Genomic DNA, 22852 nt, shown 5'->3' with positions numbered 1-22852 from the left:
CATGATCCGCCCGTCAGGCTATTTAGACGCGAGATAGGTGGACATCCGCTCAGCCACCTGAAGTCCTGCTGCACTGAGGATCGGATGGATTTCCCTGGTCCTGGCTTCCGGGAGCCGGGAGGCCAAGGCTGAAACCGCAATGGCCAGATGCGGCCTTCCGAATTCGTTCGGAACCGGAACTGCCGCTCCTGCCACGTCGGGCATGACGACCCCATTCCAGTATGCAATGCCAGACGCCCGGGCGCGAAGCACCATAGCCTGGACTTGGTCAAGGCCGAGCCTTGTGCGAATGCTTGGCAGCCCCGCCGACGTGGTGACCAGATCCTGTGCCTCTTCCTCCGGCAATGCCGAGGCGATCGCGATCCCGGCTACGCTGTCGCAGACGGGTCGCCTGACGCCGACCTCGATGACATTCGCGTTGATGATGAAGGTGCCCTCGGCCCTGACGAGGCAAACCATCTCGAGTCCACGTCTGATCATCAGGTAGGCCGTATCCTCGGTTTCCTCGGCTACGCGAGCGATGATCGGGGTCAGATGCTCCAAGTTGGAAAAGGGCGTAACTGCAACCAGTCCGAGTTCGTAAGCTAGTGGCCCGATACGGTATGCCTTTCGTCTGGGCTCGAAGTGAACGAGGCCAAGATCGGCCAAGGCCTGCAACATCCGGTGGCAGGTCGACGGCGCCAGTCCTGAACTCGCCGACAACCACGAGAGATTGGTGCCGCGCGTGCCGTGGCGGGCAATCATCTTGAGCAATCCGCATGCCCTCTCAAGGCTTTGGGTTCCGCCGGTCATGAGCAAGTCCTATTATGAGTTCAATTCCATAATATGGAAAATGCATAGATTGACAATCGGTCCTCCGGTCGGCGACGTTCTCCTTAATAAGGCAACCAATAACGATCGCTTTCCATATAGTGGAAAGTTAGGGAGAGAGACGATGCTGAATTCGATGAGGCTTGGTCCGTCGGCCTTGACCATTGCAGCGACCCTGCTCGCAACCACCGCCTCCGCAGGGCCCGATGCCATCAGGTTGGCCGTCATCAATGACCAGACGGGTCCGTTCTCCGCACATGGCGGAAAGGGCTCCGCCGTTGCGGCCCGATTGGCCGTCGAGGACATGGGCGGCCAGGTGCTTGGAAAGAAGATCGAGATTCTTGCCGCTGATCACCAGAACAAGCCCGAGGTCGCCAGTGCCCTGACCAATCAGTACATCGACGTCAACAAGGTCGATGCCTTCATCGACGGTGCCTCGTCGGCCGCCACGCTGGCGATGCAGGGCATCACACGGGACCGGAAGAGGATCTTCCTGATCACCGGCGGCGCATCCTCCGACCTGACCGGCAAGGACTGTTCCCCGACCGGCTTCCACCTGGTTCCGGACACCTACTCGTTTGCCCGAAGCGTCGGCGTCGCGAGCGTGCAGAACGGCGGCAAGAACTGGTACTTCATCACAGCCGACTACTCGTTCGGAATCTCCCTGGAGAACGACGCCCGCTCCGTCATCGGGCCGCTCGGGGCCAAGGTCGTCGGCAGCGCCCGGCATCCCCTGAACACTCCGGACTTCTCATCCTTCCTGCTGCAAGCGCAGGGCCTGCGTCCCGACGTCATCGCCTTCGCCAATGCCGGAACGGATCTGGTCACGGCGCTCAAGCAGGCACAGGAATTCCAGGTCGCGACGGGCAACACCAAGCTCGCCAGTTTCCTGCTCGACGTGCCCGACATCCAGGCCCTCGGCCTGCAAGCCGCGGGCGGTGTGCGGTTCGCGCTTCCCTTTTACTGGGACATGACCGACGAGACCCGCAAGTGGTCCGAGCGCTTCCGTGCGGCCTCTGGCGGCCTCTTGCCGACGCGGATCCACGCCATGACCTATGCCGGCGTCCTGCATTACCTCAAGGCCATCAAGGCAGCAGGGACGGACGACGGCCCGACAGTGGCCAAGCTGATGCACGCGACGCCCATGAACGACATGCTCAACAAGGAGGTTCTCGTCCGCGAGGACGGACGCGTCATGACGGACATGTACCTTCTCCAGGCGAAGAAGCCGGATGAATCAAAGGGACCGGACGACCTGCTCGCCATCGTCTCCAAGGTCCCTGCCTCGGAGGTCTTTCGCCCGCTGGAGCAGGGCGGGTGCCCGCTCGACCGCCGCTGATCGATTGCACCTCCGAACGGACCTTCATCAATGGAAGACCTGATCTCGTTTGATATCGTCGAACCCGGGATTGCCGTCGTGTCGCTCAATCGCGCTACGAAGAAGAACGCGATCAACGGTGAGATGACGGCCGCCCTGAGCCGGATCCATGCACGGATCGAGCACGACCCGTCCATCCGGGCCGCCATCCTCACCTCCTCGTCGCCGTCCATCTTCTGCTCGGGCGCGGATCTCAAGGAGGTCGCGGATGGGAACCAGGACGCCTTGGTGACGGAGACCGGAGGGTTTGCAGGTTTCGTCAGGGAGCCCAAGACGAAGCCATGGATCGCCGCCATGGATGGGCATGCGATTGCGGGTGGGCTGGAGATCGCCCTCGCGTGCCACATCAGGGTCGTCGGCAGCAACGCGAGGCTCGGGCTCCCCGAGCCACGGTACGGCATGATTGCCGGGGCAGGGGGCGTTGATCGCCTGCCCCGGCTCATCCCGCACGCGATTGCCATCGAGCTCCTGTGCACGGGAGAGCTCATCGATGCCGAGCGGGCCTACCGGATCGGGTTGGTAAACCACCTCGTCCCCGAGGGTGAAGCCATGGCCAAGGCGGTCGAGATCGCCCACGCGATCTGCCGGAACGCACCCCTGGCCGTCAACGCCTCCTTGAGGTTCGCCGAGCTCTCGCACGAGCTGCCGGCATCCGAACTCGTGGTCCAGATGACGGTCGAGCAAAAGCGGATCTACGGATCCCAAGACTTCGTGGAAGGAACGAGGTCCTTCGTCGAGAAGCGGGAGCCCCAATGGTCGGGCCGTTGACATCCCGGGACGAAACCGACCCATCACCAGGACCAACGTGATGCTGAAGGAAGTGCCATCGTCCCGGACGTGCGTCCTGCGATACCTGCTCGAGGACCAGGCGGCCAAGTCCCCCGATCGGGTCTTCGCCGTGATCGATCGCGCAAGCCGGGACGTCGAGACCTGGACCTACGGGCAGACCCTGGAGAGGGTGAGGAGGAGCGCTGCGGCCCTCCAGGCGGCCGGGATCCGCAAGGGCCATGCGGTCCTGTGCTGGACCCGGGCACCCGAGGATTCACTGACCGTCTGGTTCGCGCTGAACCATCTGGGCGCCGCCTATGTGCCGATCAACCACCACTACCGCGGAAGCATCCTGGAGCGGCTGATCCAGGGATCGGCGTCCGAGTTCCTGATCGTCGATCCCGAATTCCTGCCGCAACTGCACGAAGTCGACGGGTCATCGCTGGAGTCGGTCATCGTGACTGGCCGCGATCCTATGGCAGCGGGAGACCTCCGGGCTCTTTCGTTCGAGTGTCTGATGTCGGGGATCGACGGCGCGGACGTTCCCGACCCCGATATCCGGCCGTGGGACCTGCAATCCGTGATGTTCACATCCGGGACGACCGGGCCGTCCAAGGGTGCCCTGTCGTCCTATGTCCACCTGCACGGCATCGTCGACGAGCCGTACGCCTTCCTGACGGGTGATGATCGGTATCTATGCAATCTGCCGCTGTTCCACGTGGGAGGGATGCTGCCGGTCTACTCGATGCTGCTCAGGGGCGGGTCGATCGCCCTGTCCGGTCCGTTCAGGACGGCCGAGTTCTGGGGCACCGTCCGCAGGACCGGTGCGACGGCGGCGACGATGCTGAGCGGCATGGCGACCCTGTTGCTGAAGAGGCCGCCCACGCCCGAGGATCGCGGCACCTCCCTGAGGAAGGCCCTCGTCATCCCGTTCGGTGAGGATGCGCGGGATGTGTCCGACCGGTTCGGCCTGGATGTCTTCACAATGTACCACATGACGGAGATCTGCGCTCCGCTGGTCTCGGACAGGAACCCCGACAGGTCCGCGCTGTGCGGGCGCCCCCGCGAGGGGGTCAGCGTCCGGATCGTCGACGAGCACGATTGCGAGGTGGCGCAGGGCACCTTTGGCGAGCTCGTCGTGCGGTGCGAGCGTCCCTGGGCCATGAGCCATGGCTACGTCAACAACCCCGAGGCGACGGCGAAGACCTGGCTGAACGGATGGTTCCACACCGGCGACGTGTTCCGGGAGGATCCCGACGGAAACTTCATCTTCGTCGACCGCCTCAAGGACGTGATCCGGCGACGGGGAGAGAACATCTCCTCGTTCGAGGTGGAGACCGAATTCAAGACGCATCCCGACATCCAGGATGCCGCCGCGCTGGCGGTGCCGGATCGGCATGGCGAGGACGAGGTGCTCGTCGTCGTCGAGCCGAAGGCCGGCTGCACGATCGACGAGGGGGCCGTGATCGCCCGCGTCGCGGGTCAGCTCCCCCGTTTCATGGTGCCTCGCTACGTGTGCGTCATGGAGCAGTTGCCGCGAACGCCGACCGGCAAGATCCAGAAGAACGAACTCAGGGAACTCATTCGGACCGTCGCGTGGTGGGATCGGGACGCGGCGCAGCCCGGGCTCCCTCCCACACCGGTCAAGGACCAGGAACAATCAAAGTCAGGAGTCGCATGATGGAACGCTTCAAGGATTACAAGACACTTGCATTCGAGCGTCGGGGGAGGATCCTGACCATCGTCATCAACCAGCCTGACAAGCGGAATGCCGTCGATGACGACCTGCATCATGACCTCTCGCGGGTCTTTTACGACGCGCATGACGATCCGGACTCCGACATCATCGTCCTCACCGGAACGGGTCGCTGGTTCTGCGCGGGCGGCGACATGGGCTGGTTCCAGGAATGCATCGACGATCCCGCCAAGTGGCGCAGGAACGTCACCGCCGCCAAGCGGATCATTTCCGGACTGCTCGAGCTCGAGAAGCCCATCATCTGCCGCGTGAACGGAGCCGCCGCCGGCCTGGGGGCATCGCTCGCGCTGCTGTCCGACATTATCGTCGCGGACGAGAACGTCGTGATCGGCGACCCTCACGTGAAGATGGGCCTTGTCGCGGGCGATGGCGGAGCGGTGATCTGGCCGCAACTGATCGGCTTCGCGCGGGCCAAGGAACTGCTCCTGACTGGCCGCATGCTGAAGGCGGGCGAGGCCGCCGCAATGGGCCTGATCAACTATGCCGTTCCGACAGACGAACTCGACGGCAAGGTGAACACCCTGGCAGATGAACTGGCCTCCGGGGCGACCTGGGCCATCCGTTGGACCAAGACGGTCATGAACCTCGAGCTCCAGCGGCTCTCCACCCTGATGACGGACGCGGCCCTCGGGTACGAGACGGTCACGAACGAGATGGCGGACCATCAAGAAGCCGTGAACGCCTTCCGGGAGAAACGGAAGCCCCAGTTCACGGGTCGGTGAGGCAGGCACGTGGCTCCATCAGCGAAGACCCATCCATATCGGAAATAATTTCCGATATGGATGCCGATCGGTCTCACACTGAGACTGACGAACTTGGGCTATGCAATGCCGTAGATATCTTTGACCTGCCGGATAGCGGAGTCAGAACACCTTTCTCTGGTAAAAGATCGGGATGGCCTTAAGTACCCTAAGGGGCAGCGAGTGCCTGATCACGGCTACCTCTTCAAGGCCGCATTCAACCAACCGTCATCTCGAAGCATTCTGTCACACCTGAGCGAGGCTCTCAATCTGCTTGATTGCATTCAACTCCTGCTTCCAGGCTTCGACGGTCCCGTCCAGGATCTCTAAAATCGAGGCCATAAGTGAGGCCCGGATCTTGTCCCGGCCGGAAACACGCCATTCCTCCTCTGAGATGCCTGAGTCGATCGCCTCCCGGGCTGCGTCCGAGAGCCTGTTCCAGATATCATCAAAGCGATCATGCTCAGGAACGATGGCGGTATCCTTGATCTCCCGCCTGATCGCCAGGATTTCATCCACAATCTCGTCCTTGAGCGAGTCCTTGTCGCGAGGATTCGACAGCCACTGTGGGCGCCGACGTTCGAGCACCTCCATCCAGCTACCCCATGGGAAGCCGGCAGCGACCTTGACCTCGAGGCCATGGATGTCGAATTCGAACTCGGGGACGGCCGAGTATCCGTTACCATAGCCATGGGGTTGAACGAAGCAGTCACAGCTCGTGACACACTCCAGGAATCCGTGGGTCGATTCCTTGACGAGCTTTGTGGTTCTTGAGTCCTCAAACAACTCAATGCAATCGGTGAGCCCTTGCTGACCCCAGTCGATGTTCGGTTCCAGTATCATAATGATCTCCCTGTGGCCCCTCAGTCGGGCATCGACCGTTGCAGCAGGTGCCCTATTGAAAGGGTTCGCCGGAACGGTCGGGTCTGCAAGAGAATTCCTTTCGTATGGACAGCACTCGCGTAGGAGAAAATCTAAGCCTGCCCTGGATTCAAACCCAAAGAGGTTCATGCAGCTTTGCACGCTACATTGATGAAGCTTTGCGAGTATATGCCCCATCTCTCGACGAGGTGAGCGTCCTCAAGGTCGAATCCCAGACATTCAGGGACAAGGTAAGCATGGTAGACACCATCACCTGCTGTGTCGCGGGAAGTCGCCTCCAAGTTGTACCTTGGCAGCATGAACGCAGTGAGGTCGCTGATGGCATCTGGGAGATCGGCGCCTTGAGCACACACCTCGCGTGAGCTCTGCTTGATTAAGACGACGGTCTTCCAATCGTAGGATCTGAGGTACTCGTCCATGCGCTCGCGGTATTCCTCAGCGAGTTCGGTACAGAAATCGATAACTCCCTCACGGATCTCGGCGCGCGCCGATGACCTCACGAGGTCCGCAGACACCTGCATGCCGATCGCACTGATAGCTTGATACGACAATTCCCGCCAGACCATGCTCCAAAGGTCGCCTTCCGGAACAGGACCAATCGCCCTGCGAGCCTGTGCGATCATCCGTACCTCGGCGGCAACGGCGCTCGGAAGTTGACGTTGTTTCTGCGGCTTCGACAGCCACAAGGGGCAGAACCCTTGGAGATCGTTGTTCCATTTCTCCCAGAGATTATCGGAGATCATATCGTCAAACCCGATCACGTCGTGATCCCGATACACGGCGCCGAAAACCCTGCTCTGCGTACACTCGAAAGTCAACGCGTCCTCGCATGTGAAGGCAGCGAGCCATTGATCAACGAAGGTGACAACATCGAACGTGTTGGCCTCTTCAATGGTGTCGAGATCCATCGATAAATCGAATCCTATTGGTTCTATCCTTCTCACCGCTAACCTCCACGAGTTGCTGATCGGTATGTCCCTGAGTGAAGGGTTTCCCGGATTGGTCGAGTGTGCAAGTGACACCGTGCGCTTTGATAGAGAAGCAGATGCCGTGGATGTGTCCGTAACCGGGCCAGGGAAAACGACGAATCGACCATTTGGGTCTTTGAAACGCAATCTCAGATATTTGAATCGTTTTTCGGTAATTGATTTCGCATGATATCGCGTTGCCGGTACATCAGGATGGGTCGCGTACAGCGGCTCGTGATCTGACTTGGCGCTTTAAGGCGCAGTGTAAGAGCCGAAATGTCCTTGATACGGCGGTGGGAGGCACGAGAAAGCGCATTCGAAACACCGGCAGTCTGGTCCCCGGGATCATCACCCTCTGAATCGCCCGTGAACGCCGGAGTAATGCGGGGAGGGGCCTCTAGGACATCACAACCCGTCTGGATCGTCTGGTCCCGGAAGAGGTGGAATCAGGGCGAGATGCAGCCGTCGTTTGATAGGATTACGACGGAATCCTTGCCGCTCCAGATCAGCGATCGCTTTCTCGACGACGCTTTTCAGGAAGGATTCTATGAATCCGTCAAATAGCTCATCTCCTGTCCGCCGACCGCGCCGGACATTGAGGATTGCCGTGCGAACGGCGCGGAAGATCGCACGCTGCACATCATCCGCTTCCGGATGACGTTCGGATTTGAGCCGCTCTCTGTACTTGCGTTGGCGTTCACGATGAGCTGCTCGACTGGCTTCCGTTGACGTCATTTTCCTCGTTCCCGTTGTCATTTGCCTACTCTCCATCACTCGGTGAGTATGAGACCGGTACTGGCAAGGCACACTGGCGAGTGGCGTTGAGGGGGCCTTCCATGAATCCTTTACCGCAGCATAAGGCGATGAACGTTCGCAATTCCACAGCTGCTTGGTTGACCACTCCGCTTGGTCGGTATGGTCAAGTCCTATGGAGGCGGCACAATCATTTTTTCTAATGCTATTACCCATTGTCCGTCTTGGCTTGGGCTGCGTGCGACCAAAGGGGGAATAACCCGGGGGCAGCGTACCGGGGTCTCAGGTTCGGGTCCCCTACCGTGTCTAACCGCGACCAATCCTTGCCAAGTACTGTGGTACGGACGCGGCGCAGGTCGTCCTGCTGCCGCTCGGTCCTTCTGACGATCAACTTCCGTAAAAATACCGACATTGAGAGGGAAGAGGCCTCATAGTACAGCGTACGTCTGCCCGTTCCGGCCGAGCACCACGAACTTGGCTTCATGCACTGGAGCGTAGTCTGGTCTAACAGTGAAGGTACCTGCTACGAAAGGGCTGTAGCCGATCTCGATCAACTCGCCGTCGACGACATCCGTGAGTTCGCCTGCGACCCATGCGTGCACGTTGCGCTGTCCCTCTCGGATTGCGCGACGCCTGCCGCCCTCGCGGACACGCATAACGCAGGAGCGGAGGATGACGCGCTGCTCGTGGGCCACAACGCGTCCCTCCCTGCGCACGCTCCAGCAGCCCTTCCTGAGATTCCGATAGACTTCTACCCTCACTGCCGCGCCGGGAGATCGCCAGCGAGGTCGAGGAGTGACATCTGGACGGTCGCATACTGTGGATCGCACCCAGCATCCCAAGGGAATAGGCCTCGGGCATCTGGCAGGATCATCTGGACACCGTCAAAAGCGCGTCCGAGGATCGCCCTGCCTGCGTTCGAGTGCCTAACCGCAGACCTGCTCTGGATTGGCATGAAAGCGACCGCATAGCCCTCGATGATCTCGTCTGCGAACGCCGCTCTATCGTAGCGACGTCCGCTCCTGACGTGCTCGCCTGCATCGTTCAGGAGTGGACGTGCCTAGTCAGGGTGGAAGCCGACGATGAAAATCTCAGGGTGCCAAGTCGGGGCCTGGGAGAGCCCGACGGTGTACGAGTAGGAGGGCTGCTTCTTGTCAGGGAGAATGGCCTGAACCATCCAGCCATGCCGCTGGATGATCTGCTTGCCTTTCTTGATGTAGTCGTCGAACGGTCCTGCCATGAAGTCCTCCGGTCCGGTGCCCCGGGGACGTATGCCGCGGTTGAAGGATTCGCGGAGCCCGTCAAAAAGACCAGGAGGGTTTGGTGCTATGTCTCCATCATCAAGTATTTCATTGACCGCACGGTTCTGGCGGGAACGTTCCCGCATCGGCCTGCAAACACATCGTTTGCCGGTGCGGAAAAGATTAGGGCCCCCCGGGGGCGCCCCTGATTTCTTTTGGCTATGGATTCACTGCTAGTGGGCCATCAGGTCATACAATCCTCCGACGGCAAGCGGAGAGCCGCACGGGGAATTGTCCGAGGGGGTGACGTGAATCGCGTCCCTCTTCGAGTCGCGAATAACCTCGATCTGCTGACGCTGTCCCGGGCCGAACGTTCCCGATAGCACTCCGGGAATGTCCTTGGACCGACGCAGGAGGCCTGTGGCACGGCAAAGTGTCTTCCCAGACCCCCGAATGATCGCGATGTATGTAAGCCTGAAGGCGCCCTTTCCGGCTGGCCGGATCTGGATCATGCACGCGAGGTCAGGTCGGCAATCGCCGTTCCAGTCCGCATCATACGGATCCCGCGCCATCGCCGAGAACGGCATCAGGCACGCAATCAGGATTGCCGCCAATGTCAGAATGAGCTTCATGGATAATCCCCTAAGAATTAGGAGATCTGCCGTAGCAGGTCCTGCGCCTCTGGGGAGCCCTTATTCCTCATCATCCGGCAAAACAGAAACTCGATCAAACGGGTTTACGCAGGGAAACGCCACCGCAACGGTTTGGGAGGCGACCCCTGCGTCGGCGACGTGACGAGCAGCATCGACCCAGCGGACGCTTTGGAGGAGCCTGCGGTGGACCTCCTTGCCCCACCGGTCGAACGGCCATTGGTGGTGGTGCCGTATGCATTCTGGTCCAGCAGCCCGCAGGATCCGAATGCCGCGATCCATGACGCTTCTCCCGAAAATTGAAACGCCGCAGCACGACCGACTACGGGGCCTCGTCAGCCGGCGGATGAACCACGATCATCCGCGGCTTGATCTTGCCTTTGCATGCGTCCGCTTGGACCTTGCCAGGAACACCCGGGCGGCCAGCGAAGACCATGGACAGGATCTTCTTGATTTCCGCCGACCCCGGGGCATTCGCTGCGAGGATCATGAGGGCAGCGTCGGCCAGTGCGTTCCGTACATTGTCGGTCGTCGGCTCCGGGGAACCGCACTTCGCTGCGAGGCGTTGTCGCTCGCGCGAGCGGCGTTTGCTCTCAGTTTTGTATCTCCTCAGCTCCTCTTCCGTCATGTCGGCGAGGGCCTTGCCCTCCGTGCCGCCCTTCGTGGCCAGCACCTTGTAGAGCTGCATCAGCCTTCCGGCGTCACTTTCCCCTAAATCTGCCATGGTCTGCTTCCTTTCCCAGAACGATGCATGGGTTGCCAACGAGAAGGAATCAAGTAAAAATCGACATGTCGAGTTACTATCCTGAGACCTGAGTCTGGCAGGAGTGCTTCAGATCGACATGTCGATCTGCAAGTGTGTTGCTCCGTATGGGAGGCGTGCAGCGCCTCTGGCGGCTTCCTCTCGTTCGGATGCTGGAGATCCAGTCGGTCCTCGGCAACGGACGATCCCAAGGTTTACCGCGTGCTCTCGAAGAAGGGCCCGCTTCTTGCCGGCCCCCGGTCCGTCCGGCCACAGCGGCCAATTGTTCCCTGCGACGGTCCAGGACCGACACTACTCTCTGGTCAGCCTCGACCTGAGCCCATGCGCGAAGCGCCCATTCACGGAAAAACAATAAAAATACGGCAGGCGGCGGTCCCTTCCTTCAAGGATGCCCCGGGGCTCCGAGAACCGAAGGTCGCCAGCAGGAGGAGACCGATCTCTTATCATATCTGAATCAGGCGAGCGGATGGCCAAAACGCAGGGCTAACTGACTGAAAACATTGGTGCTGTCATCAGTCTTTTCGTTGCGGGTTTGCCAGCGGCTGAATCCTTTCGTTGAAGGATTCACAAAGTATGGCAGGAGATGCGGTCCTTGGACGGGACGAGCAGATCATCACTCCAACGGAATCCGCTTCCTTACCATATCTGAATCGGCGTTAGGGCGCCTCCAATTGGACCCTTAACTCGTTGATCCGCATCGGCTCGTCCATAATGTTTTCGTTGCGCTTTTGCCCGAACCCCAATCATTTCATTGCACGATTCACGGACCTGTAATGTGAGCCGAGCCCTTCAGATTGCGTCGAGTGGCAAATAGGCAACCAAGCGGCTTGCGCCGTTCGCGCCCGCACCGCACGATTTCATTACAAGAGACGTGGGGGATGCAATGAAAATGGGGCACTTGAGGAGGTACCAGCCGAGAACCGTGAACGAGATGGCGGCTGCTGCGATCGCACCGAGGAACAACAACTGGACCGAGAAGGGGAACTTCCGTCCGCAGCCCCGGGGCAAGCTTGCTCGTGCTTTTGTCGATGGAACCTCTCTCGCGAAGATCGCACCCGAGTCCCCGCAACCCGCCGAGATGCTTGAGCACATAACGATCGTCGGCGAGGACAATCTCACGGCTGATGATGAAGCGCTACACGTGCTGCTGGTCGCGCATGCGTACGAGCAGACCGACAGGCTCATGGACCGCTCAGAGTACTCGATCCCGACGTCCTACGCGCTGTCACTCCTCGGCGAGAACGCGCGACGTCGCGGGCTTAAGGCATCGCTCGAGCGGCTGCGGTCAACGACCGTTTCCTTCGGCGTGGCTGGTGGCCGCAAATACGAGGGCGTGCAGCTCCTGGTTCCGTGGTCCGAAACCGACAACATCGGTGAGGAGATCCACTACATTATTCCAAAGCCAATCCAAATCCTGATGGCCTCTCAGGACCGCTACGCCCATCTGGAACTGGCACCGCTCGGGATGATGAAGAGCCGCTATGGCATCAGGCTCTACCGCAATCTCGCGCTCGCGATGGCGAGGAAGAGATGGTCGAAGGATTCGGACAACCTGCACACGATTCGCGTGCCCGTCGATCAGATGAGGTCGTGGTTGGGATTCATCGGACCGGTTGGCCAACTCAAGCTTCGCGCTGTCGACCCCGCCATTCGGGATCTGAGACACGTCCGGCGCTTCAAGATCGTGCCGGCTGACGGTGAGAGGCCGAAGAGGGACGACGAGGACGTCGTCAAGTGGGTGGGGGTCGCGCGGGCCGAGAAGCGCGGTGCTCCGGTCGAGGCATGGGAGTTCATTCTGAAGCTCAGTCCGCCGCGCCGGTATCATGTCGCGCAACAGGGCCTCAACCCGAAATTGATGTGGTCCGTGGGGGCCCCGGACGCCCTGCGGTTCCGCGTGCCGCAATCCTTCTGGCTGCGGGCGTCCAAGTTCGCCCGGGACAACGGTCTTGCCAGCGGCCACCACGGTGTTCTCCACAGTTGGCTGGTCGCCATCAACGAGGCGCTGACAGAGGTTCCCGTTACCGACGGTCGCAATACCCGAGAGTTTCGCGGACAGCGCCTGCTCGAGGCCATCGATGAGGAAGGTCCTGAGGATGCAGCTTGGAATTGGCTCGTAGAGGAGGTGAAAGACCCTGATCTGCTGAAGCTTTCAACCGGCATCGGGCAGAGCTGGCGCAGGTTTGAGCGCGAGGCTCGGATCGCACGCTACAATCGGTGGCGCGACTTCCAGCAAGGACCGGAGCGGAAACGTCGGCAGAAGCGAAAACCCGTCGCCCTAGTGCCCGTCGTCGAGCCGAAGGTCGACACCGCTCCGGTCATGGGTGTCGGGGGGCCCGTGACCGAGATCGTCGTCTGGTGCGACCTCGATGCCGATGCCACGGATGTGGAGGATCTCGTCAACGTCCTCAATAGGCGGACATTTGCTGGGGACGAGGAAGCCCCAGTGAAAGTGACGGTCAAGTACGGCGACGGATTGGTTCACGTTCCTTACTCGCTTGGGAAGCTTCCGATGACCGAGATGGACGTGACACGGCTCAAGAAGGAATTCAGAACTCTGATCGAGGAAGTGGAGATGGTGCGATGAGCAAGGTCGTGACGGTAAGGACAACGGGCTACCCGTCGACCGATGAGCTGAAAGCCGTCATCCGGCGCGTGCAGGAATGGGATTGGAGAGGAAACGTCGTCGTCCCGGCGCGGATCGAGTTCGCGGCCACTAAGGGAAATATCGGTCACTTTCCAATCGGTGACGTCCTCTTCGACCGCGCTAGCGCTGACGCGCTGCAAGCGACCTTGGAGAAGGTCGATGCCATCATCTACTCCACACCACGGGAAGAGGTGCCCCGGGTCGAACTCAGGAAGGTTCGGGTCTTCAAAAAGTGACGGGGTTCGGCAATCGCTCGTGATAAGGTCGTCAGTGTCCACTTTTTACGACCGATCGGTTATAAGCCAGCGAGTCCTTTGTGGGATCTTTTCCCCGAGCCCGTTGACAAGCCGTTCGCGGGCTCTTTATCTCTGAGCGTCTCGGGAGATCACGACCACATGAAAGTCCTCTGCATACGCATCGGTTGATCGTTCAACCGCCCGCATCAGTCGGGCAGCGCGCTTGCATTTAAGGACTTCCACTCGTGATCAATCCCCACCGTCGGCGTCGCCGCCGTTCCCTCGATTTTACCGAGCTTCGCGAATCCAGTCTCATCGCAGACCTCGTGCAAACCCATGCCGACGGTGACGTCGAGGCGCCGGACGCCGTCGAACTCGCACTGGCTCCAACGCTCTCTCACTGGTCCATCGCTGAAGGTCCCCATCTGGTCGGTATCGACGAGACAGGCAAAGTCGTCTCTCTCGATGTCTGGTGCCTCGCCCGGGATTGCACGTGGGCGATGACGCCGGGAGGCGCCGTCTGTTTGGGCGAGCAGAGCAGGATTCCTCTGAGACGGGAGGACCACTGATGATCAGGATCGGGCCCAACGGGGCATTCGATACCGCGCTCGTACAGCAGGAGATCAGGCGCCTTGAGACGCTGGCCCGCGATCTGCGCCGCCTTCTCAGGCACGGTGCTCCGCTGCTTGGCGATGAGGCAGCCATCCTCCATGACTGGGACTATGCGCTCGACCAGCGTCTGTGCCTGATGTCATCCACGCAGGGGATGATTGCGATCACCGATCCACTGGTGCTGCTCGACCGCACGCGTGGCGTGGCGCGCAGCGAGACCGCTTGGTACCGCCTCGGTCAGGAAACGATCGAGTACAGCCGCATCGGTAGGGACCTTCACTGATGATCATGGCATCAAAGTCCGGACTGCTAAACAGCCACGGCCTCGACACGGAGATCGCTCGACTTGAAGCGCTCCTCGCTGACCTGCTGCGCCTTCGCCGCGGTGAGCATCCGTCCCCGGCAGAACTGGCGATGGCGCCGAGCATCGACCAGTGGATCGTCGTTGAGCGGAAGGTTCCGAGCCTCGTAGGGCTTATCCAAGGCCATCCGCACATTCCGCAGCTCCGGCTGTCCCAAACCTCTGACGTCGAGGTGATCAACGAAGCCCGCGGCTACGCCCGTACGCGCAGCCGCCTCTACGCCCTCGGCCTACGTCAAGGCGAGACCGCCCCGGAGGACAGGCAGTGACGCTCATACGACCCAGCACGCCCGCCGACTGACCGCCGGACACCTCCTGTCCGGCGTCCCTGCCAACAGAGGTGCACGATGAAAGAAGCCTTGAAGAGAATCACGAAGCTGCGCCCGCTCGAGTTCCTCGATGCGCACCAGCCGCGCGACATTCTCCTGCAAGCGGTCTCCGCGAACATTTCGGACGCCGAGGTGACCCTCCTTGATCGCCTCAACGGAGCGCTCGAGGCGAAGGATCTGCGCAGCGCCGAGCGGTGGCGCCGCGACCTTTTCCACATGCTGGACCACGAGTGGCACGACCACGTGTGGCTCGCGTGCGCATGCGCCGGGGTTCCGGAAGCGATCGACGCTGTGGCTGTCCGGTACGCTGCACTCGCCGCAGAGATCGCGGACTGGCTGCACCGCCATGCCGGCGAGGCGAAATCCATCGGGGATCACGAGGAGATCGAAAGGCTCCATGAGCGCCTGCGCTCCGCGTCAAATGCCGCCATCGGATGGGGTGCCGTCGCGGCCGGCCGGCGCGCACCCGATCTGCACTCGGGATCCTCAGGGCATGCCGACAGGGTCGCTGCACAGGTCGACGCGATGCTGTGGTCGACCATTTTCCGGACGGCCTTCGAGCAGGGCGTGAGGGTCGGCGAGAAGGAAGGCATCCGCAAACTGAAGCGCATGGCCCAGGCGAGGGCCGAGATCGACGAGAGGATCGCCGCCTACGAGGACAAGGGACCACCGTTCCCGTCCGAGGCTGTCGAGGCTCGTGACATGGGCGCCACGAAGCCGCCGGAGGCCGCGGGTGTGGTCGTGCTGCCGACGGTTGGCTCGCCGGCTTCCCCCGGTGGACGCGACGCCGCAAAAGCCCTCGAGTCCATCCTCGGCAAGCCGCTGCCGCTCGTGCGCCTGTCGAAGTATGAGATCCAGATGGCTCGGGAAATGCTCTGGGAAGAATTCCCACACGCTCACGGGGTGATCACGGAGTTGCTGAAAGACCTGCGCCCCGGGGAACCCGCCTGGGTGCGCCCAACCGTCCTCGTCGGCGCTCCCGGCGCAGGGAAATCGTGTCTCGTTCGCCGCTGCCTCGTCGCAATGCAGGTGCCCGTCTCGATGTATGATGCTGGGACGTCCGCCGACCAGGCGTTCTCCGGCACTCCCCGTCGGTGGTCAGGGTCACATCCGTCCTTCCCGATCACGGCCATCCACGCGGAGGAAATCGCAAATGTCGGCATCCTCGTAGACGAGATCGAGAAAGCGGGCAGGAGCACGGCCGGCTCGATGCATGACTCGCTGCTGTCCCTGCTAGAGAAATCTACGGCGAAACGCTGGAGGGATGCTTACGTCGATGCCGAGGTCGACCTCTCCCACGTGATTTGGCTTTTCACGGCCAACGACCTGAAGGGCATCCCGGGGCCACTGCGGAACCGCCTGCGGGTACTGCGGGTGCCGCTGCCTTCCAGGGAACACATCCCCGCGCTCGCCAACGGCGTGCTCCGCGATCTGCTCCGTGAGCGCGGGATTTGGGAGGAGTGGTCTGAGCCACCCCTCGACGGGGAGGAGCTGGACGCAATCCAGCGGGCGTGCGGGGACACCGTGAGCATCCGCAACCTGCAAAAGCTCGTCGAGGTCGTGCTCGACGCGCGGCCGAAGTTTTCATCGAGGAATTGAGGGAGAGGATCTTGTTGAGCGCAGATCAGATCAAGGACAGCACCTGGCGCGAAGAATTGAACGAGCGCTTCGGATGGATGGGTGGCCGACACGGCTTGAGTTTCGAATGTGGCGGGGGCTGGCGTTTTCTGCTTGACGACCTGCTCCAACGCATGGCGGCGACTTTGTCAGACGAGGAGAGGCAGGATTTCCAAGTAACCCAGATCAAGGAGAAGCTGGGTACGTTAAGGTGCCACGTTTTCAATGGAAATGACCGCGTTGATGCGCTCATCGACAGCGCCGAGAACGCTTCTGAAATCACCTGTGACGTCTGTGGCGGACGGGGACGGCTGCGCAACTCAGGCTGGCTCACTGTGCGCTGTGACGAGCACGTGGACTACAGGGGGTGAGCGATCATGAGGCTCTGGATCTTCTCTGACCTTCACCTCGACGCCCATCCCGAGGCCGAGTCCTTCCTGACCTTCCCCGACGCGGACGTCGCCGTCTGTGCCGGGGACATCCATCGCCCGATCTGGCAGTCGGTGCAGTGGCTGGCGGATCATATCGCCCCCCACATGCCCGTCATTTTTGTGCCTGGAAATCACGAGTACTACGGCGGATCGGTCGCCGGCTGCATGAAGCGCGGACGCGCAGCCGCCGCGTCCGTCGATGGTGTCTGCTTGCTTAACGATGACGTCGCGCACGTCGGTGGCGTCCGCTTTATCGGCAGCACCCTCTGGACGGACTACGCCCTCGGCGCCGAGCCGATCTCTGGAAGGCAGCGCGACCTCGACATCGCCCACGCGATGAACATGGCCGGCAGTCGTCTGATGGATCACACCGCCATCGCGATCGAGGATGACATGCTCGAGAGGTGGCAGCCGGAGCACGCACTCACCGCGAATCGTCGGTCTCGCGCGTTCATCCACTCTGCCCTGCGCAAGGGGCACGATGGGCCGACTGTCGTCGTCACGCACCATGCACCGCACCCGGCCTCGATCGATCGTCAGTACGATGGCAGTCCTCTGAATCCGGCTTTCGCGAGTGACCTGTCCTCAACCATTTGGGATCACCAGCCGGAACTCTGGGTCCACGGACACGTGCATCATTCGACGGCATACACTGTCGGCGAGACCTGGATCGTCTGTAATCCGCGCGGGTACCGGAACGAAAACCCCGCGTTCAAACCCGGGCTAGTTGTCACGGTCCCGAGGAGGTGACGATGACGACGCTGTCGCCGGACGAGAAAAAAAGCCTCGCAGAGTACGTACGGACTACCTACGGCGTGGACGAGTACGAGATCGTCGGCGCATGCGCCCTGCTGTGGAGCGGATGGGAATCGGACACAGTCGCAGCCCTCGTCAGGCTGTCGGATGGGCGTCCGGTCGCCGGAGGGTATCCCACGGATGCTGCGCCAGCGGATCAGCGCGTACAGGCAGTCAATCGCGGAAACTGAGGCGCTGCTGATGATCGCGGGGGAGATGTGACCCTGCTCGGGCAAGGCATCCTTCTCCAGGTACTCGACGCCGTGCACCGCTTCCATGGCCGCGATCCCGGGGTGGGCGATGGACTTCTGCGCGTCCTTCGAGAGAGATCGGCGGAGACTGGGTTCGAGCTTGCCGTGATCCTTGATGCAGGAAGTCCGGAGGCTGCGAGGATCGGAGTAGGTCTCGGCATCATCCTGCGACCCGTCGAGCGAGGAGGCGGGGGAGACGATCTGCTGACGCGGGCCTACAAGAAGGATCGCGAACGGTGGCAGGCACTGCTGGAGCGGGTGGAGGCGAACCATGGATAGAGCCACTGATATCGCCTGTCTCATCCAAGCAAAACGGATGCTGACCTATTAATGCAGCGCTTTTTTCCGCAAAAAGGGCGCACACGTGTCGCTCGTGACAGCACTTGTTAGGGGTTAACTTTCCACCGCGCTGTGCATTACGGTGAAATGCCTGCGTCGGACTTTAGTGGGGCTCACGGCCGAGTGGACATTTCTCGCCGAAGCAATCACAGCAGTTCAGACTGTGCTGTCCGATGATCGTTTGGTGCGCCGTAACGTGGGCGTTTCGACCAGGGACCGCATTGTCAATTGCGTTCGGGCTCAGATCACTGGCGGCTTGATCGACAAGTGCCTCGCCCAGGGACTCTCCTTAATGTAGATAGGATAGGTTTGGATGGCTGACGAAGGCGACAGAGAAAGCCTCGTCGGCATTCTCGCCTTGTGGGCATGGGTGAGCCCAAGCAGGAATCGCGGTGTGCTGACCAAGGACACCAAGCGCCGTGTGTACTGCAAAGGATGAGCGAAGCTGTTGCAACTCGGCGGACACGAGCTTCCGCTGGACATCATTCGAAGCCTCCCAGAACATTGTCCTTTCATCGATGGTTTGGAGCACAACGATTTCCATCGTTGCGAGATCCAGAACCCAGCGAATAATTGACAATTGATTTGGGCAGCCATCAATCCCGATCACCCGCCAGTATCTGTCCTCAGAAGGCAATGCTTCGTAGATGAAGGCAAACTCCGCCCATTGACATTCCAAGTATCGTCCAGCCATCAGATCAAGGCCGTGGTTGGCTTCGAAGAGGTCAAGCTGGGTACCGTTGCTTTTGCTGATTTCATCTATGATATCGGGGCGGTCGATGGGAAGCATCGCATCAGCCTCCTCGCCGGACACGAACCTAATCAGGAATGCGCCTATTCTTGCTGCATGGACCGTGAGCGCGATAAATGCTTCGGAGAAGCCAATCTCGGGTAGTGCGATGGCTTTATCCTCTCGCTCCTCCTCGCATAGCAAGGATTGGGTACAGACGATGAAACCATCATCGCACTTGATGCACTCCATGGGTGCTGCACCTTTCTCGAGAAGTTCGACGTCTCCATCGTTAAGATGCACTGCTGATATTTCAAGGAATGGGCGTAATGACATCGAGTCCTCCGTGTGCTGATATCAATGCTGTCGCCGCTTTCAGGTGGTTGCAAGTCCCCGGGTGACGGTTGGTGTCAGCGAATTGGCCGATCGCGAGCAGGTATGCTTTATCTGGAGGCAGAGAACGGGTCCCCTGTGCACGATGTCTTCAGCACAGCAGGATTGACGCTGCTCGCGGAGGCGGGCGGGAAGACTCTGGCTGCGCTGCGCGCGGGTTCTGAGCATCTCTGCAAGGTCATCAGTCTGTACTGCGGAGTGATTGCTCGTTGCCGCCGACCGGGCGGTTCCCGCTGGTAAAGGGTTGGCGAGGTGGTCGGACCCGGAATCGCTTTCACTCATCGATGAGTCCCCCGCGGGAGGATTGTCACCGATGGACGTTGGGGTGAGATGGAATAGGTTACGAAGGTGACATCACTAGGTTTCGTCCCAGTCGCCATCTTCATCCTCCGGATCAGGTCGAGGCTCGCCATAAACCGACTCGTAGATCTCGTCGACATCTGCATCCCAGAAGTCGGAATATGATCCTTTGACCGACCCTGCCAAGGCCCAATCCATGTCAGGATCTGTCGTAGCGATGCTGAATTCGAGTTCGGGGAACATACGACCAAGCTTCCGGAAGATGGGAAGCGGCGCACTCCATGCTGTGTCGAACCTCACTTCCATCTCTTCCGGGCACATCTCAATGATTTCTGTGTAGAGCGGATTGCATTTCGTGCCCCAGTTCCTCAGGGACCAGTCATAAGGGCTGTAGCAGCCAGTGGCACACCGGCACTCAAGGATCAGTCGGGCAGTTCCAACGCAGAAGGGATCCAGATCATCTCTCTTTCCGCCTTCGAGCATGCTTCGGATATCGTCCTGGCTCATACGACGGAGCTGCTTCGTACTAGAAATGCGCGAACTGCGGCTGTTTGCTTCGGCGTCGACTCCGACTCTCCTGAGCAAGATTTTTCCATTGAGCCAGATCTGATCAGGAAGACTCTCTAGCGCCAATACTGTCGGATGTGATGGAGTGATTTTTTCAAAGTCCAAAATCCTTTGTCCCGGTCGATCGGGGTCCGGGCTGAAGCACTTCGCCAAGAAGCGTTGAATTTCATATGAACTACCTGAGATCATCAGGCTGGATCCGACATGATTGGGCATGGACGAGTCTCCGTTCAGTAGGTTGATGGTTCACCCTGCTGATGTTGTGCAGGGCTTGGGGGGCAGGCAGTATGCTTGGGCCCGCCGTGAGATGAGTTCCAATCGGCGTCCGAAGTGCACCCAACCGTGGTAAGGGACGCCCCATCATCGGTATGGAAGTGGTGCGCATCGCGGCTTGTGTAACGAGTGTTGGAGAGCTGAAAAGGCTTCCGTGCGATCATCGTGACCTCCTTGTCTAACTTGATGGTGAGTCGATCACATGAGCGGCGCAAGCCAGCGGCGGGCACCCTGCTGATCGTGGCAAGCGGTGTCGCGGGGGAGCGACACCGATCATCGCATGCGAGTCCTTCCCAAGAGCGAAGGACTCGATCCTGCCTCAATCAAGGTGTGCTCCCGGGATCGATTCCCCCGGGAGCAATGGATCGGAATGATGACCGGCCGTATCGTGCGGCAGCCAATGCGGCCGCGACATCTTCGCTACCATACAGGTCGCGGAGTGCGGCCTCAGGATCTTGGCTGGCCATGGCTGTGTAGAGGTCATCAGCGGATGGAAGAGGCATCGCTTCGATTTCCGTTGCTGATATAGCGACGGAGCCACTGATGCAGCGCATTATGCGATCGGCCATGTCGCTGGCGAAAAAGGCGGCCAGGGTCTGGAGCGGCACCTTCGGCGGCTGGGTCTTGGACCTTACCATGTTGAGGTGATTTTCAACTGCCACGGCGCCATGGGCCCTGAGGAAATCCTCCGGCAGGACTGCTCCGACAAGCCTCCGATCCTCCTCCTTCGCGGTTGTCCTCTTGAGCAGAAGGCAGGGTTCGCTGACGAGGTTGGCGGTCTTGCCTGGCTCTGGCTCATAAAAGGCCTTGTCCGCCCGCTGCTCGTACGATGGGGAAAAGCGTCCGGCTCTGCGCACAGCTTCTGCCCACACGACGGGAACGCGGCCGGCGCCTGCGTTGCCGTGCAATCGGCCAGCCTTCTCAGCGCGATCCCAGACCAGTGGCCCGGTGCTAACCGAATACCCCCAGTCCGCGAGCCGGGTCGGCATGGCGCGCATGGATGATACTAGGCGAACATTCTTGGGTGATCGGGCAATCAACCACGGGGCTGTGGGGGAGGTGGGCAATTGAATCGTGCCGGTATCCGAAATCTGTATGCCGTCGGGCATCACCTGCACGACCGAACAGGCCGTCGCTCTCCTGGGAGCGCCTCGAACGAAGATGGAGAGCGCCACCTCCTGGAGGACATCCGGGAAGACGTCGCGGCGACTTTCCACGAGATCAATGGTGACCGGCGGCGCCACCGCTGCCAGCGTTCCCCGGAGCGCTTTGAAGTACTGCCCTCCGAGATATGAGGTAGGCGTTACAACAGCGATGATCCCGCCGTTTGGTTTCGCCAGGTGAGCACCCAGATCCATGAACATCCCATAGACATTCGGGTGTCCATGGAGGCTTCGGCCGAAGAGGCGCCTGAACTCAGGGCTGTCCTTGACCTTGCCGAAGGCAGGGTTCTCATTGACGAGGTCATATGTACCCTCATGGTCCGACCAGTCGTCCAGAAGGCTGTTGCGGCACTCTGTGATGCATGCCAGCCGTTTTCCCGATGCAATAACCTGCGGGAGAAGGCAGGCCTCGACTGCAAGCTGTGATAGCCAGCAGGCGAACGGATCGCTGTCCCATCCGCGCAATCGGGCTCCGACCGACGCGATGACGATCGCCGGGTCGGCATCCCCCATGGCAGTGATCATGCGCTGGGCATCCTCGACGAGGAACTGGCCGCCGCCGCAGGCTGGCGAGATGACCTTGCCGCGGAGCCAGTCCATCCCAGCCGCTGAGGCCCGGTTCGCCAAATGCTGCACGAGCGGGACAGGAGTATAGAAGATCCCGTTGCTCGAACGATGCTGCTTCGGCAGCAGCCGAGTATAGAGCTGCCCGAGACGGGCAACGCTGTCCTCGAGGCGCAGTTTTGCCAACTCTGCTCCGAATGCGCAGGCCTTCTCGTGAACATCTGCGTTGATGACACTCTCGACCGGAGCCTCGGCCGGCCGGATCGCTCCGGATGGAGACGAATGTTTCAGCAGAAGGGCATTCCACCATCCGGCAGCCGCCGCACGCGCAACAGCGCGTGCGGCCTCGACTGTGGCTTCACCCGTGGTGAGCCTGAGGCGTTTGAAGTCAAAGTTCAGATCACTTGCGGGATAACCGGCGGAGAAGCCATGAAGGTGGGCGTATGTGATGTCGAGGGCGGGTACGGAGTTGACGATGACGTTGTTGGCGAGGGTGGGCATGAGACTAACCTTGTGCTGTGCCCGCAGTGGCACTTGA

At 60.6% G+C, this 22852-nt stretch carries 24 protein-coding genes and 1 pseudogene; 14 read left to right on the top strand and 11 right to left on the bottom strand.

The features are described 5' to 3' along the window. Window positions 1–18: 18 nt before the first annotated feature. Window positions 19–792, bottom strand: coding sequence for an IclR family transcriptional regulator (locus tag FS320_RS13490; protein ID WP_152712327.1), 774 nt, complete (start codon window positions 790–792; stop codon window positions 19–21). 142 nt (window positions 793–934) lie between these two features. Between FS320_RS13490 and FS320_RS13485 the strand changes: the two genes are divergently transcribed. Genes FS320_RS13485 through FS320_RS13470 form a run of 4 tightly spaced genes read left to right on the top strand, consistent with a single transcriptional unit; the run spans window position 935 to window position 5434 of the window. After that, a complete protein-coding gene (locus FS320_RS13485) occupies window positions 935–2149 on the top strand; it encodes an ABC transporter substrate-binding protein (protein ID WP_244627123.1) in 1215 nt (404 codons plus the stop codon). Between the two features lie 30 nt (window positions 2150–2179). Then, window positions 2180–2956 (top strand): enoyl-CoA hydratase-related protein, encoded by a 777-nt coding sequence (locus FS320_RS13480; protein WP_152712325.1) that lies wholly within the window; start codon window positions 2180–2182, stop codon window positions 2954–2956. Between the two features lie 40 nt (window positions 2957–2996). Next, window positions 2997–4637, top strand: coding sequence for an AMP-binding protein (locus tag FS320_RS13475; RefSeq protein ID WP_152712323.1), 1641 nt, complete (start codon window positions 2997–2999; stop codon window positions 4635–4637). Continuing rightward, window positions 4634–5434: an enoyl-CoA hydratase/isomerase family protein gene (locus FS320_RS13470; protein WP_244627122.1), complete on the top strand. Its 801-nt coding sequence runs from the start codon at window positions 4634–4636 to the stop codon at window positions 5432–5434. The genes FS320_RS13475 and FS320_RS13470 overlap by 4 nt, the downstream gene beginning before the upstream one ends. A gap of 264 nt (window positions 5435–5698) precedes the next feature. Here the strand turns inward: FS320_RS13470 and FS320_RS13465 are convergent, their stop codons facing one another. The 7 genes and pseudogenes from FS320_RS13465 to FS320_RS13430 all read right to left on the bottom strand — a co-directional run bounded on the left by FS320_RS13465 (window position 5699) and on the right by FS320_RS13430 (window position 10670). Further along, the gene (locus FS320_RS13465; protein ID WP_152712321.1) at window positions 5699–6463 is read right to left on the bottom strand and encodes a hypothetical protein; all 765 of its coding nucleotides are present in this window, start codon (window positions 6461–6463) and stop codon (window positions 5699–5701) included. Then, the gene (locus tag FS320_RS13460) at window positions 6460–7242 is read right to left on the bottom strand and encodes a hypothetical protein (RefSeq protein WP_152712319.1); all 783 of its coding nucleotides are present in this window, start codon (window positions 7240–7242) and stop codon (window positions 6460–6462) included. The genes FS320_RS13465 and FS320_RS13460 overlap by 4 nt, the downstream gene beginning before the upstream one ends. Window positions 7243–7707: 465 nt before the next feature. Then, window positions 7708–8058: a hypothetical protein gene (locus FS320_RS13455; protein ID WP_152712317.1), complete on the bottom strand. Its 351-nt coding sequence runs from the start codon at window positions 8056–8058 to the stop codon at window positions 7708–7710. A 425-nt stretch (window positions 8059–8483) separates the two neighbouring features. Then, window positions 8484–8816: a hypothetical protein gene (locus tag FS320_RS13450; RefSeq protein ID WP_476738983.1), complete on the bottom strand. Its 333-nt coding sequence runs from the start codon at window positions 8814–8816 to the stop codon at window positions 8484–8486. Then, window positions 8813–9295: pseudogene (locus tag FS320_RS13445) on the bottom strand (DUF4262 domain-containing protein). The gene FS320_RS13450 and the pseudogene FS320_RS13445 overlap by 4 nt, the downstream one beginning before the upstream one ends. Window positions 9296–9529: 234 nt before the next feature. After that, window positions 9530–9928 (bottom strand): hypothetical protein, encoded by a 399-nt coding sequence (locus FS320_RS13435; RefSeq protein ID WP_152712311.1) that lies wholly within the window; start codon window positions 9926–9928, stop codon window positions 9530–9532. Window positions 9929–10268: 340 nt separating this feature from the next. Then, window positions 10269–10670, bottom strand: a complete 402-nt coding sequence (locus FS320_RS13430) for a hypothetical protein (RefSeq protein WP_152712309.1) — start codon at window positions 10668–10670, stop codon at window positions 10269–10271. 970 nt (window positions 10671–11640) lie between these two features. Here FS320_RS13430 and FS320_RS13425 point away from each other — a divergent pair. The 10 genes from FS320_RS13425 to FS320_RS13380 all read left to right on the top strand — a co-directional run bounded on the left by FS320_RS13425 (window position 11641) and on the right by FS320_RS13380 (window position 18264). After that, entirely contained in the window at window positions 11641–13293 is a 1653-nt protein-coding gene (locus tag FS320_RS13425; RefSeq protein ID WP_192926281.1) for a replication initiation protein, read from the top strand. Continuing rightward, entirely contained in the window at window positions 13290–13589 is a 300-nt protein-coding gene (locus FS320_RS13420) for a hypothetical protein (RefSeq protein WP_152712305.1), read from the top strand. The genes FS320_RS13425 and FS320_RS13420 overlap by 4 nt, the downstream gene beginning before the upstream one ends. Before the next feature lie 245 nt (window positions 13590–13834). Continuing rightward, entirely contained in the window at window positions 13835–14158 is a 324-nt protein-coding gene (locus FS320_RS13415) for a hypothetical protein (RefSeq protein ID WP_152712303.1), read from the top strand. Beyond that, window positions 14158–14484 (top strand): hypothetical protein, encoded by a 327-nt coding sequence (locus FS320_RS13410; protein WP_152712301.1) that lies wholly within the window; start codon window positions 14158–14160, stop codon window positions 14482–14484. The genes FS320_RS13415 and FS320_RS13410 overlap by 1 nt, the downstream gene beginning before the upstream one ends. Continuing rightward, window positions 14484–14831 (top strand): hypothetical protein, encoded by a 348-nt coding sequence (locus FS320_RS13405; RefSeq protein WP_152712287.1) that lies wholly within the window; start codon window positions 14484–14486, stop codon window positions 14829–14831. Before FS320_RS13410 ends, FS320_RS13405 begins: the two co-directional genes overlap by 1 nt. A gap of 90 nt (window positions 14832–14921) precedes the next feature. Beyond that, a complete protein-coding gene (locus FS320_RS13400) occupies window positions 14922–16490 on the top strand; it encodes an AAA family ATPase (RefSeq protein ID WP_162002966.1) in 1569 nt (522 codons plus the stop codon). A 14-nt stretch (window positions 16491–16504) separates the two neighbouring features. Continuing rightward, window positions 16505–16879 (top strand): hypothetical protein, encoded by a 375-nt coding sequence (locus FS320_RS13395; RefSeq protein ID WP_152712283.1) that lies wholly within the window; start codon window positions 16505–16507, stop codon window positions 16877–16879. 6 nt (window positions 16880–16885) lie between these two features. Continuing rightward, a complete protein-coding gene (locus FS320_RS13390) occupies window positions 16886–17689 on the top strand; it encodes a metallophosphoesterase (protein WP_152712281.1) in 804 nt (267 codons plus the stop codon). A gap of 2 nt (window positions 17690–17691) precedes the next feature. Beyond that, a complete protein-coding gene (locus FS320_RS13385; protein WP_152712279.1) occupies window positions 17692–17925 on the top strand; it encodes a hypothetical protein in 234 nt (77 codons plus the stop codon). 27 nt (window positions 17926–17952) lie between these two features. Beyond that, window positions 17953–18264: a hypothetical protein gene (locus FS320_RS13380; RefSeq protein WP_152712277.1), complete on the top strand. Its 312-nt coding sequence runs from the start codon at window positions 17953–17955 to the stop codon at window positions 18262–18264. Between the two features lie 349 nt (window positions 18265–18613). Here the strand turns inward: FS320_RS13380 and FS320_RS13375 are convergent, their stop codons facing one another. The 3 genes from FS320_RS13375 to FS320_RS13365 form a co-directional block, all read right to left on the bottom strand. Beyond that, window positions 18614–19390 (bottom strand): hypothetical protein, encoded by a 777-nt coding sequence (locus tag FS320_RS13375; protein ID WP_152712275.1) that lies wholly within the window; start codon window positions 19388–19390, stop codon window positions 18614–18616. Window positions 19391–19804: 414 nt separating this feature from the next. Continuing rightward, window positions 19805–20530, bottom strand: coding sequence for a DUF1281 family ferredoxin-like fold protein (locus FS320_RS13370; RefSeq protein WP_152712273.1), 726 nt, complete (start codon window positions 20528–20530; stop codon window positions 19805–19807). A gap of 380 nt (window positions 20531–20910) precedes the next feature. Continuing rightward, window positions 20911–22815, bottom strand: a complete 1905-nt coding sequence (locus FS320_RS13365) for an N-6 DNA methylase (RefSeq protein WP_152712271.1) — start codon at window positions 22813–22815, stop codon at window positions 20911–20913. Window positions 22816–22852 lie beyond the last annotated feature (37 nt).

The sequence above is a fragment of the Microvirga tunisiensis genome (assembly GCF_009296175.1).
Lineage (GTDB): Bacteria > Pseudomonadota > Alphaproteobacteria > Rhizobiales > Beijerinckiaceae > Microvirga > Microvirga tunisiensis.
Note: the sequence above shows the minus strand (reverse complement) of the source record. Positions and strands in the feature narration are given on the sequence as shown.